Below are 13,118 nucleotides of genomic sequence, written 5' to 3'. Positions count from 1 at the left end.
GTTTGTTTCCATAATTACTCTCTGTCTAGTATTATTATTATTATTATTTTCATCAAGAATAATCAACTGAGTAGGGTGTATTGACATTAAGCTAATGGTCAACCTTTCACAGATTTTTTCTGCTACTGGTGGCAGAACACGATTTTTAGTATATTTATTTATAAATTTAAATGTAGCTAATCCTGAATAAGCATTAAAGGTTTTATCTTCAGTATTGAGTTTTAAAAAATTATCAAAAATCGTTAAATTAGAATCAAAAAAGGAAATTTCTTTATCTAAATGAGAAATATGATTCGCACTGATATAAATAGTTCCGCTTTGTGGAAAAAGTTCTTTTTTAATTAGCTTAATTAATTTAGATTTTCTATAGACATTAGCTCTGGATATGGAAACTTTTTAATACCCTGTCATTTAAAAATTAAAATCTTTATAAAGAATAGGAATTAGTTTCATATTTAAAATATAAATCTTAAATTTTAAGTACAATTTTATTGTTAAGAACTCATGTTCTATATAAAGAAATATCAATAGTTTCTTTTATTTCAAGTTTTACTTTTTTCTTCCAATTGCTTATTAAAAAAATCTAGCTTTCGACGAGTTTGGATACGGATACAATAATTAGTGCTCTCACTTTAATCCTTGTTGTCTTTAAGTGCTATTTTGTTATAAAAACTCTTTTCCTTGATTTACTCTATTTTTCATTTTTTCCTTTTACTTCATTTTTCTAGTTATGTTTTAATTGGGTTTTTATCATTTATTTGAATTTGATTAATAATTTAATTTTTGATTATATTTATTGTTATTCAGACTAAAATTTAAATTTAATTTAAGTTTTTTATTTTTTATAAAAAACATAATTACTATAAAAAAATTTAATGCCATTAGCAATTATTTCAATAATTTTTTATAATTTATTTAAGATCATTCTATCATGGCTTTCTAATAATTAGACCTTTTAGTAAAATTCTTAACATAATTATATAAAATATTTTTTGATAGTTTGTTAAGATTGTTAGTTCATCAAATAATTTAAAATCAATTAGAAATATTATCGTTTTTAGAAAATCCCTTTTTTTTGTCTGCTGTTTAAAGATAAAATGATTTCTAAATATCTATAGGCTATAGAGTAAATTTTTGTAAAACAGTTTTAATATGATTTTCTGTATCCCAATATTTTCCAACTATCTCAAAGTTATTTTTATCAACGTTACTCTGGTTGATGTTCTAAATCTCTTCGATACTTTAAATAGTACTAAGTACATTATCAATTTTTTCACTTTCATTTTAAGAAACATAGGATTGTGGCACTTCAATTGTATTTTTAAAGCACTTGATAGATCCAGTATCTGGAATCAATTAATCTAAAAACAGCTTTAGAAAAGTTTTTTGCCTATCCCGTTAGTTCAAAAAATACCGTACTTCAATCTTTCAAAAATTAAATTAATGCTATCGAAGGTACAGATATATGCTCTAGGCGAAATGATAAATTTTTTAGAGTACGATAAGATGTCCTCATGGGAAATCTCTTTTCTTGATTGATAATAGATAGTCAAATAGAAAAAAAGATTAATTGCATACTGAACTAATAACTTTTAGGAGTTGATTAAGCGATAATAGTACTATAAAAGATATTATTCTTATAATGAAGTAGTGCTGTTAGCGAAGAAAATATGTGTTACACTTATTACTAGCTTGTCATACTTATATAAAAATTTATTTGTATCTTTTAAAATCAAAATAAAATTATTTATAGTTAAAAAGTGTTCCTTTGTTAAATTTTGTATTTCTTTAATCTTGATAGGCTAGTAGAATAAAGTTTCCAATCCTATATCCTAACTTTTTATATAATATTCTAAATTTTTTTTTCAATTTCTTTATCTTTAAAAATATAATCTGATAGTTCTTGTTTCAGTTATTTTTTTATTAGGAGTTTTATTTTTATTTTTAGTAGCTTTTCTATTTTTAAAATTCCTTTTTAAGTATTCCAGTTCCTGAATCAATTTTTAAATGCTTTATAAAAATTTTTAGGTAATTAAAAAATTTTCTAAACGCTTACTATTTAATCATTAGATTTTTATAGTGTAATAAGACGTTAACGCAAAATAATTTTAATTTTCGCGTTGCTGGAATGTCAAACATAATTAAGACTAATTAAAGATTTTATTTTTTTAGAATATCCTAATTTTTAATAAAGAAAAATTAATAAGTAAGTAAGTAAGTAAGTATTGTTGTCGTTAGATACGATGAAAATTGAAAGATATCTTTATCCGTATTAATAATATTTTTACTAAATTACATTGCTGAAATGCTAATTTCTCCTTAAAAAAACCACATTGAAAAAAATATTTTTATGATTATTGACAAATTCAAGTTTGAAAAATGTGATGGTTAATAGCACTCCTACTAAAACTTCCAAGAATGTTAATATAAAGAAAAGATCTAAAACAAAAGGATTTTTAAAGGTGCCCTGAAAGTGTGTATGCAACTATGGAATCCAACCTTTAGGAGATACCTAAATCTGCTTTCTAACGATTTGACTTACTTTATGAGAAAACCACTAATAATTTATAAACTCCAATTCATAATTAAGATAGATAAGAACATTAATTTATTGATAATATAGGCATGTATCTTTTTTAATATAGGTATTCCTTTACTGTTATTTAACGGTACTATCAATATAATATTCAGTTTAAAAATTTTCAATTAATTATAGAGTTACAAATTTAAATAATCTAACTATGAATAAACAAAGAAGAAATTTTTTAAATTACAACAATTCCGTAACGCTTACAATATAATAATTAATTACTATTAACTATTAAATTTTTGATAATACAACTTTGTAGCAATTGACCCCAAATAGGTTTCAATAATTCTATTTTAAAATTTATTTGTAAAATTATTACAAGCGCTTAGACTGTTTTTCAGTTCATTTCTAAAATATAAGGGAAAATATGAAAGATTACTTTAGCTTGATCAAAAATATGAAATTTTTATTTCATTATCTTCGCAAGTTTCTATAGTTTTCTTTTTTCTTATTGAGATTTGTGAAGGAATTTTTTCCAGCGTATCAATCTTATGGAATTAAATCTCAGCACAAAAAGAAATTTGTCTCACGCTATTTAAATTCTATACGATCAGCAGTAGAGATCGAGTTTGTGTCATAAATTCAACTAGTCATTGTCGTGAAATTAATTTTGATGATACGATTTGATCATCTACTTTATAATGCTTCTAATACTAATATTTTCTGCAACCTGTTTATTAAAAATATAGGTTTTCAATTGCTAAAATACTTTTATTATTAAATCTTAACGTTAATTCAATAGAAAAAGGCTTTACTCTTGTTAAACTAACTGCTTTCAAAATAAATAAAATCAAATAGATCTAAATTATTAGATTCTATAAATAATTTAGCATTTTCTTTTCTGTTAGTTTGTTAAAATGCTAAGATGATGTTAGTTTTCTCGTAGTTTCAAAAAACTTTTTGGTAGTCCGAAACGGGTTCAGTGTCGTCATACGTGATTGCAATTGCTTCTGGATAGAAGCAATAATAGTAGGGAGCCTAAGGTGGGATCTTTTTGTCAGTTGGAAGATTTGCTTTGATGATAGGGACCTCAATTTTTCATAATTCTTCGCTTTAATGTGTAGAAAATCATGTGTTTGTGCATAATCGTTAAATAAGGTGATGGCTAGTTTCAAAGCCATCTACTATGGTACCGTCGAAATTAAAAATCAGGTTTACCATGGGTTTTCACTTTACTAATTCTATCTGCCATTGTACGATAGGATGGTCTTTAGTCACTAATGTAAGAGAAGTGCTAATGTTCTGATTTTGCTTCATTGCTGATATAATTTTATTGCTCTTCGGCTGTTATTCTGTTGACAATGCTAAAAAGGAATTGAGCGCCATTGAGGATCGTATCGAAATACTCTCAAACCCCGATGGGGAATTTTAAAATATTAGTTATGGCATTTATGGCATTTCTACCAAAGATACCGTAGTTAAGCGCTGGTTATTGAAAACGCCCAGTGTTTTAGTGCAACGTCCATCTACTATTCTTTATTATCGCTATGGGTGCGATACTTGTAAACTAACCTTTAGTTACCTATTTTCTATTTAGACAGTGATTGCAAGAGACAGAGTCCCTTGTAGACACCTCAACGATTTTTATGATGGTGCTCATGGTAGTGATGTAAAAATGTGCTTAGGACATTCTAGAAAATTTTTAGATGCTATTTATAATGTCATTATCTCTGCCTATCATACCGTGGATATTATGACTACAGCCTTTTCCAGATTTCCGCTTTTTGGCAAGCATTTGCAATGCATTGACGTATTTAGTTAGTAATACAAAATTGACCGATAACTGTTTGTATTTTACAAGGAGTTTATCCTTTTAAGGCACCGAAGAGAGAAATTGCTAAACGTAAGTTAAAAAAAATAGTATTTTACAACATAATCCTGATTACTTGTGATCATTAAAGCAAACGATTCAACAAAAAGCACTCTATGCTTCTCTAAAAATCTATGTCGGTAGTATCCGTACTTGTGAAAGTGATACGGATTTTGGTGGAAAAGTCATTATCGCAGCGCTTTTCGTTCAATCATGCAAAAAAATCATTGCTGTGGATGGTAACACCGTTCTAACCGGTGGACACAATTTACGAACGCACGAATATCTTGAAAATTCTTTGGTATATGACTTTAGTATTGAAATTCATGGCCAAGCCAAATTGGCCGCTGATCGATTTGTCAATCAATTACAGCGTTACATTTGTAAACACAAAGAAACAAAAAGTGAGATTATTGCTGACTTGCAATCCTATTTTCACGGACAGTATCAAGAAGCGTTTTTACTAAATTTTGATATTAAAAAATTATCGGATCAACTGTATCAGGGTAATATTGCTGTGATGGCGCTTGCGTGATTATGAGTTGGTATATTTGCTCCAGGGTAGCAACCTGATAATCAAAGCGAAGTAGCATGCACGTTATTTTTTAAACGAGCTAAAAAAGTAATTCGCATTTCACAACAAGCCATCCGTTATTAAACTAAAAAAGGCGTATTTTAGCTACCGACGAATGTCTCTGGAGATACACTAGCTACTCTTGGGAAATTCCTGCTTAACAAAGGTAATATTTATATTGTCCTCAGAAATTACAAAAGTAGTTCGAATTGATACATATTCTAATAATATTCTCTTGGAAAGTTCTCTTGGAAAGCGTGGCTGATAAATTGCATGGAATTGCGCAGAAATTAAATAGCAAACGCGATCATCCCTATTCTCTAGATCGATTGAATCAAGAGTTATGCCAGCACTTGCATCTTGCTTATATTCGCTTTTCTGACAATGTGCCTCGTTGGGATGCGCGAAACATGCCATTGCCAATCACGCTAAAATTTTGGTGGTTGATGATCGTCTTTTTTATGTGAGTTCTCATAATTTATATCCGTCTAATTTAGAGGAATTCGGTTATGTGATCGATAATAAAAAATTAATACAAGAATTTTTAAATCAATACTGGAATAAATTCTGGTACTATTCGAAGGCTACTGCTATTTCCAGCAATCCAGAAAAAATTGTTATTTTTTGCATTTACATTAACCTAACGTTTCAAGTAAATCCAGAAAATATGACTGAGCAATTCACACTTAACATAAATTTAAAAAATATTTTGAATTTTGATCGAAGACGTTTTAGTCCCCATGCAACGCATAAGCGAATAAGTGAAAGAAACTTATACTTTCCGATTTTTAATGGAATTCCAGTGAGTTAACACGCCGAAAGGAGGTAATATTAATATTTCAATGTTGGAAGATTTTAAGAGGAGCCCGTAAAATGTTAAAATTAAAGTGATCGGTTCGAAAGGAAAATTTATAGAAGAAGCACAGCAATTTATGGATTTTTAAAATAAAATCCCAGCAGGGGTCGATAATCTGGAATATTTTTTCTACATCGTCTATCCGAAAGATAGTATTGATGGTACAAAATGAGTAGTGATTGGGGTGACGATGTAACCTGACTTTATATAGTTTGGCGCACAACGGTTGGTAAATCCCTGCCGGTTCAACGTAAGAAGCAATGGATAGAAGCGTTTATGACACTTTTGGTCAACATTTCGACGGGATTTAAGTGGATTACTCCTGAACAGCGCATATGGGTTCTTATTTTGAAAATTGTTTCGAGAAGACTGACTATGATCCGCTGGATGATATCAATTTGGCTCAATAGCAATTAAGTTGTGTATTATTTTCAGGGAATCAATGAATTCTGTTGTAAATGTGGATGAAAGAGCTATGAATGGTAACTTCACTCCCACAAAAGTCCCGAAAGGCTTGAGCAGGGGATAATTCAAAACGCAATAGTTATAATTAAGTTCTTGATTTTCTATTGATGATTGGCTCCTCGGGAGGGACTTGAACCCCCGACCAAGTGATTAACAGTCACCTGCTCTACCGACTGAGCTACCGAGGAGTGTTGGTAGAAAGAGAAGTCGTATGTTACCGATCAATGAGCTGAGAATCAACTGACTTAAATTAATTCAGCAGAGTGCCAAACGATTCTGTAAAGGAAAATTCAGAGCCGTTACCAGTGTTCTTAATGATTAAACACACTGAATAACCGATCCAGTGCCTCTCTAAGTTTTTCATTGCTAGTAGCACAAGAAAGGCGGATGTGTCCTGGCGAGCCAAAGGCACTTCCAGGAACTACGGCTACATTAGTTTTATCGAGTATATGTGTAGAAAGTTCGATATCGGAGGATAGTTTAAGTCGTTTAACGGTCTCTGTGACATCTGGAAAAAGATAAAAAGCACCATCCGCGGGAATGCACCTCATGCACTTCATTTGATTGAGTGCTTGCAAGGTCAAGTCGTGACGTGCTTTGTAAGCCTTGTACATATAACTAAAATAACCACGGTTATAACCTAGAGCGGTAGTTGCTGCCACTTGAGCAATTGAATTGGGACAAGAAGTACTTTGAGATTGAATTTTTTTCATGGCTTGAACAATGGCTTTAGGAGCAGCAGCATAACCAATCCGCCATCCTGTCATAGCAAAGGCTTTCGAAGCGCCATTAATCACAATAGTTCGATCCCGTAATTTAGGGCATGCATTCACAATATTAGCAAAATGATCTTGTCCCCATAAAATGTACTCATAAATATCGTCAGAGAGAATTAACACTTTTGAATGCTTCAATAATATTTCCGCTAGAGCTTCTAATTCCGATTTGCTATAAACCACTCCAGAAGGATTGCTCGGACTGTTTAAAATTAATAAGCGGGTTTTTGGTGTTATGGCTTCTTCTAATTGCTTAGGGGTTATTTTAAATTTTGGGAGAGTGTGGTTTGGATAATAATCGGGACTGCTTCAGCCATTTTCACCATAGGGGGTAACTTACCCAGTAAGGTGCTGGAATGATTGCTTCGTTACCTGCATTCAATACAGCCATGATGGCATTGTAAATAGATTGTTTTGCTCCATTACTCACAATGATTTCGTTGGGCTCGTAATCTAATTGGTTATCATGCCTCAATTTATGAGCAATAGCCATTTTTAAAGCAGGAGTGCCTTCAATATTAGTATATTTAGTAAACCCTTGTTGGATCGCTTCTATCGCAGACTGTTTGATAGGATTGGGGGTATCAAAGTCCGGCTCACCGGCGCTAAGACTAATTACATCGTGTCCTTGATTTTTCAATTTCCGAACTAAATCAGCAACAGCCACTGTAGCAGAAGGCTTGATTTGTCGCGCTCTAGTGGATAAGACGTCGTTCATGGTATAAGTTTCTTTGATATTGCAGAGTGGTAGAGTAGCGGAAAATAAAATTGTAAACAATGAGAAATTCCTCTCAACTCTAGAGTGGAGTGAGGGGTAGTTAAGAAATGACAAAAACCTTTAAACTCGTATCGAAATTTAAACCCAGCGGTGATCAACCTCAAGCTATAGAGAAATTGGTGGCTGGTTTAGAGGATGGTCTGGCGTACCAAACGCTTTTAGGAGTAACGGGGTCTGGAAAAACATTTACCATTGCTAATGTAATTGAAAGGCTTCAACGTCCGGCTTTAATTCTGGAGCCAAACAAAACTCTCGCTGCCCAATTTTATTCTGAAATGCGGGAATTTTTCCCTGAGAACGCTGTAGAATATTTTGTTTCTTATTATGATTATTATCAACCCGAAGCCTACGTACCCAGTTCAGACACGTATATTGAAAAAGATGCTTCCATAAATGAGCACATTGAACAAATGCGCTTATCTGCTACCAAAGCGTTAACTGAGCGCCGAGACGCTATTATTGTGGCAACGGTATCAGCCATTTATGGCTTGGGTGATCCTGATTCCTACTTAAAAATGGTTCTCCATTTAAAAAGAGGCGATCAAGTTGATCAGCGTCAAATATTACAGCGGCTAGCTGAATTACAGTACACCCGAAATGATTTAGAATTGCGCCGAGCAACCTATCGTGTACATGGTGATGTTATTGATATTTATCCGGCGGACTCCGAACGGGAAGCCGTTCGAGTAGAGTTGTTTGATGACGAAGTTGAAAATATTAGTTTTTTTGATCCATTGATAGGTGAAATGTTAAGACGAGTTCCGCGAATCACTATTTACCCAAAAACTCATTATGTCACGCCCCGTGAAAAACTATTAACAACTGTTGATCAAATTAAGTTGGAATTAAGGGAGCGTTTGGCGGAATTAGAGAGGACAAATAAGTTCGTGGAACGCCAACGTTTGGAACAACGCACCAATTTTTGATTCAGAAATGATCCTGGAGCTGGGATATTGCAGTGGGATTGAAAATTATTCTCGCTATTTATCAGGTCGAAATGTTGGAGAGCCACCGCCGACTTTAATGGATTATTTACCTAAAGATGCATTACTTATTATTGACGAATCCCATGTCACAATTCCTCAGTTGGGCGGAATGTACCGAGGTGATCGGGCGCGCAAAGAAACCTTAGTAGAATATGGTTTCCGCTTACCGTCTGCGTTGGACAATCGACCATTGCGGTTTGATGAATTCGAAAAATTAGCCCCCCAAACTATTTTTATTTCCGCAACGCCTGGCCCTCATGAAAAGCAAAGAAGCGATCAAGTGGTAGAATTGTTGGTACGTCCTACGGGATTGATCGATCCAGAAATTGAGGTAAGACCAGTAGCCACCCAGGTAGACGATTTATTATCGGAAATTAGAAAACGAGTTCAACAAAATGAACGCGTATTAGTAACTACCTTAACCAAGCGAATGTCTGAAGATTTGACTGAATATTTTTCCGAGCATAATGTACGGGTTCGCTATTTACATTCGGATATTGACACCCTGGAACGAGTCGAAATTATCCGCGATTTGCGGTTGGGTGCATTTGATGTATTGGTGGGAATTAATTTGTTGCGTGAAGGTTTAGATATTCCGGAAGTATCATTAGTAGCAATTTTGGATGCTGATAAAGAAGGATTTTTGCGCTCCGAACGATCTTTGATTCAGACAATAGGCCGGGCAGCAAGAAATTTACATGGGAAAGCTATTTTATATGCCGATAAAATTACTGACTCCATAAAGCGTGCTATAGAAGAAGCAGAAAGAAGACGTCAGGTACAAGTTCTGTATAATAAAAAACATAATATTACTCCGAAGAGCATCGAAAAGGCAATCACAGAAATAATAGAGGAGGTTCACGTATATAACAAAAAAGGGTGCTTTGTAAGCGAAGCTCAACAGGTAGCTGAAGAAGAAGCGCAATACATTTCTATGTCACTCAAGCAGTTAGCCAAATATTTGCGTAATTTAGAGGAAGAAATGTATCTTCATGCTCGAAATTTAGAGTTTGAAGAAGCGGCATTGGTACGGGATAAAATTCAGCATATTCAAAAAAATATTCTGGAAGTGAAAAATAAGGAAAAACTACATGATTAAAAATATTGACCTTACACAATGGTAATGGCTATTGGTTACTAGATATTTTATTGGTTATATTTTTAGAAACATGAATTTTTATTTGTTTCTTTTTATCTGCAGATAGCTTGCTTTTCTCTGCTGAGTTACTCTGTTTTACAAGGATTTTTTAAAATTTGTTTACAAGGATTTTTTAAAATTTGGATCTTAGTCTCAGCAATCATCATTACTGCCATTTTAGGCTATTTTTTAGCTTATTGGTTGGGTGGGCGAAGCTGGGTGATTCGCTTTTAAAGCAGAAAGATACTTTTGGGTTTAAAATTTTTGGGTTTAAGAAAAGTTATTTGATTTAAGCGAAGAAATTCTATAATAGGTACGGAGGGAAATCAGTGATTTTGGGAAGATTGGTTCCAGTCATTCGTACTTTTGTTCCCGTTGTCGCTGGGATGACGCAAAATAGGATTATTATCGTTACAGTGTTTTTAATATCTCGTTGGTGCTCTTGTTTATCTCGTTGGTGCTCTTGTTTGGGCTGGAGGAATTTCCTTCTATAGGTTACTATACACTAGTAAATATATTTTATTGGTTGTATTGATTATTATTTTTATGTCTTTATCTGGTATCTGGCACATTATAAAAAAATCGTTTTTCTAATTCCTCTTCCTTCCCCTTAAGTTGTTCTTTCGTCCAACGGACTGGTGGCTGCAAGCTTGAAACAAATATTTGAAACAAATATATTGGAGAGTGAAAAACAATTGTGAAAAAACTATCTGGAAGAATGTTGCTGCATGGTAGTTAACGCAATGGCTACTTTGGATCGAGAGGGGCGATCTAAATAATCGCAAATTAATTGCCCTGTTTTTATTAGTCGATTTAAATCAACTCCGCATTGGATTTCCATACCATTTAATAAATAAACGACGTCTTCTGTAGCGACATTTCCACCAGCACCTGGCGCATAAGGCAGCCCCCGAGACCACCAACGGCGCTATCAATAGTAGTAATTCCTTTTTCTAAACTGACATAAATGTTTGTTAGCGCTTGTGCATAAGTATCATGAAAATGAACGGCTAGTTTTTTTATAGGAATTTTCTCGGAAACTACATCGATTAGCTGCTGTGCTTTAAACGGTGTCCCGACCCCAATTGTGTCTCCTAACGAAATTTGGTAACAGCCTAAGCAAATTAATTTTTCAGCCACTTGGAGTACTTGTTGTGGTGATATATCTCCTTCATAAGGACAACCTAGTACGCAAGAAACATAACCCCGAACGGCAATAGCATTTTGCTTCGCTCGTTCAATTACTCGTGTGATGCGATTTAAACTTCTTCAATCGAACAATTGGTGTTTTTTCGAGAAAAAGTTTCTGAAGCAGCAGTAAATACAGCAATTTCTGAGGGTTTGGCCACCAATGCGTCGTCGAAACCGTGCTCATTAGGTACTAATGCCGTATAACGAACATTAGGGTACCGTTTAATTTTATTCATAATCTCCGTATGATCCTTCATCTGGGGAATCCATTTAGGAGACACAAAGCTAGTTGTTTCAATGACTGATAAGCCAGTCTGTGACAATTGATTAATAAATTTAATTTTCAATTCAGTAGGCACGATGGAAGCTTCGTTCTGAAGTCCGTCTCGCGGACCCACTTCTACGATCGTAACTTTTTGGGGTAGAGGCATCAGGTTACAATAGTTTTTAATTTGGCAAAAGCTTTATAGGGTAAAGCGCGATCTACCCATTTTAAACTGTCTTTGAGTATGCGCTTAATATCTAATTTTGTAAATTCACCTTGTTTAAGTAATTGTTTGCCTGCCACCCATACATCGCTCACTTGGAGTCGGTTAGTCGCATACACTAAATGTGATATGGGATTAAAGACGGGTTGAGTGAGATAAGAGCTTAAGTCCACAGCAATTATATCGGCCAATTTCCCAATTTCGAGTGAGCCAATTTTATTTTCTAATCCTAGTATTTTAGCTCCATTCAAAGTTGCCATCTTAATAGCTTCTTCAGCTGACAGATGCGTGGGGTCTGCGCCCGATACTTTAGCGGTAAAAGCAGCGGTTCTCATTTCGCCGAATAAATCGAGATCGTTATTGCTCGCTGCTCCATCCGTTCCAATGGCTACATTGACTCCTGCTCGTAGAAGTTTGGCGATGGGAGCAATGCCACTAGCGAGCTTTAAATTAGATTCTGGACAATGAACCACATTGGTTTGCGTTTTTCGAACAAGCTCAATTTCTTTTGGTGTCAGTTGTGTCATATGCACGGCGATTAGGTGTTGGGATAATAAACCAAGCTCATGCAATCGAGCGAGTGGTCTTTTCCCATATTCCTGTAAACCTTGTTCAATTTCATGTTTTGTTTCATGGATGTGCATGTGAACAGGCAGATTGTATTGTTCAGATAATTTTATAATTTCTTTTAAAGCCGTGTCGCTGACCGTATAGGGTGCGTGTGGTGCTAAAGCCCAGGAAATGAGGGGGCGGATCTCATTTTTGGTTAGAGTTTCTTTTGCACGAGATAAATAAGTTTTTTCATCTTTGGCCCACTCAGTAGGAACATTCATCACAAGTATTCCCACACAAGCGCGAATACCTGCTTCACTAGCAACTTGAGCAATTGTGTCATGAAAAAAATAATGGTCATTAAAACAGGTTGTTCCACCGCGCAACATTTCAGCAATAGCCAATTCGGTTCCTGTGCGAACAGATTCCGCATTGATCAAAGCTTTTTCAGCAGGCCAGATATGTTTTTGTAACCAATCGAGTAATTGGAGGTCATCTGCTAATCCACGGAAAAGATTCATTGGAGTGTGCGTATGAGAATTGACCAAACCCGGCATTATCACATGGTCTTTCAAATTTAGATAATCTGTGGTGCGATATTTTTGCTTAGCTTTTTCTAGAGATAGAAGGTCAATAATATATTCGCCGTGAATGACTAAAGCATGACGCTCTAGAATTTGATTCTGAGGCGCGATTGGGAGAATCCACCGTGCACTGATGACTAAATCAATATTTTCCATAAAAAATACCTCCATCGTAAACGGATGTCATAGTAACGGAATGATAATGCTCGGTCTAGTTGATATTCTCTGCATCGTATTAAGCAGAAAATCTACCTTTGCTTACAAGCCCACTAAGATGTGATATAATATTCTGCTTTGTAAAAAGAGGTAACAAATTGTTTTAATTTGAAA

General features: G+C 34.2%; 3 protein-coding genes, 1 tRNA gene and 4 pseudogenes. 4 read left to right on the top strand and 4 right to left on the bottom strand.

What is annotated here, in order from left to right; translation table 11 throughout:
• The first annotated feature begins 4,632 nt into the window (after nucleotides 1–4,632).
• The 3 genes from B1F79_RS03880 to B1F79_RS03870 all read left to right on the top strand — a co-directional run bounded on the left by B1F79_RS03880 (nucleotide 4,633) and on the right by B1F79_RS03870 (nucleotide 5,785).
• A complete protein-coding gene (locus B1F79_RS03880; protein WP_251366062.1) occupies nucleotides 4,633–4,935 on the top strand; it encodes a phospholipase D-like domain-containing protein in 303 nt (100 codons plus the stop codon).
• 287 nt (nucleotides 4,936–5,222) lie between these two features.
• Nucleotides 5,223–5,441, top strand: a complete 219-nt coding sequence (locus B1F79_RS03875) for a hypothetical protein (protein WP_251366061.1) — start codon at nucleotides 5,223–5,225, stop codon at nucleotides 5,439–5,441.
• Entirely contained in the window at nucleotides 5,414–5,785 is a 372-nt protein-coding gene (locus tag B1F79_RS03870; RefSeq protein WP_251366060.1) for a phospholipase D-like domain-containing protein, read from the top strand. The genes B1F79_RS03875 and B1F79_RS03870 overlap by 28 nt, the downstream gene beginning before the upstream one ends.
• Before the next feature lie 622 nt (nucleotides 5,786–6,407).
• Here B1F79_RS03870 and B1F79_RS03865 read toward each other — a convergent pair.
• Both B1F79_RS03865 and B1F79_RS06955 read right to left on the bottom strand, forming a co-directional pair.
• Nucleotides 6,408–6,483: transfer RNA gene (locus B1F79_RS03865), tRNA-Asn, on the bottom strand.
• Between the two features lie 123 nt (nucleotides 6,484–6,606).
• Nucleotides 6,607–7,789: pseudogene (locus B1F79_RS06955) on the bottom strand (pyridoxal phosphate-dependent aminotransferase).
• Nucleotides 7,790–7,896: 107 nt separating this feature from the next.
• Between B1F79_RS06955 and uvrB the strand changes: the two are divergent.
• Nucleotides 7,897–9,934 (top strand): annotated as a pseudogene (uvrB, locus tag B1F79_RS03850) (excinuclease ABC subunit UvrB).
• Nucleotides 9,935–10,679: 745 nt separating this feature from the next.
• Here uvrB and B1F79_RS03845 read toward each other — a convergent pair.
• Together B1F79_RS03845 and B1F79_RS03840 are read right to left on the bottom strand one after the other, a co-directional pair.
• A pseudogene (locus tag B1F79_RS03845) lies at nucleotides 10,680–11,595 on the bottom strand (hydroxymethylglutaryl-CoA lyase).
• Nucleotides 11,595–12,947: pseudogene (locus B1F79_RS03840) on the bottom strand (TRZ/ATZ family hydrolase); the annotation flags it as partial. The pseudogenes B1F79_RS03845 and B1F79_RS03840, both read right to left, overlap by 1 nt.
• Between the last annotated feature and the right edge of the window lie 171 nt (nucleotides 12,948–13,118).

Source organism: Coxiella-like endosymbiont of Rhipicephalus sanguineus, from assembly GCF_018687865.1.
The sequence above is the reverse complement of the archived record's forward strand: the minus strand, read 5'-3'. Positions and strand labels throughout refer to the sequence as shown.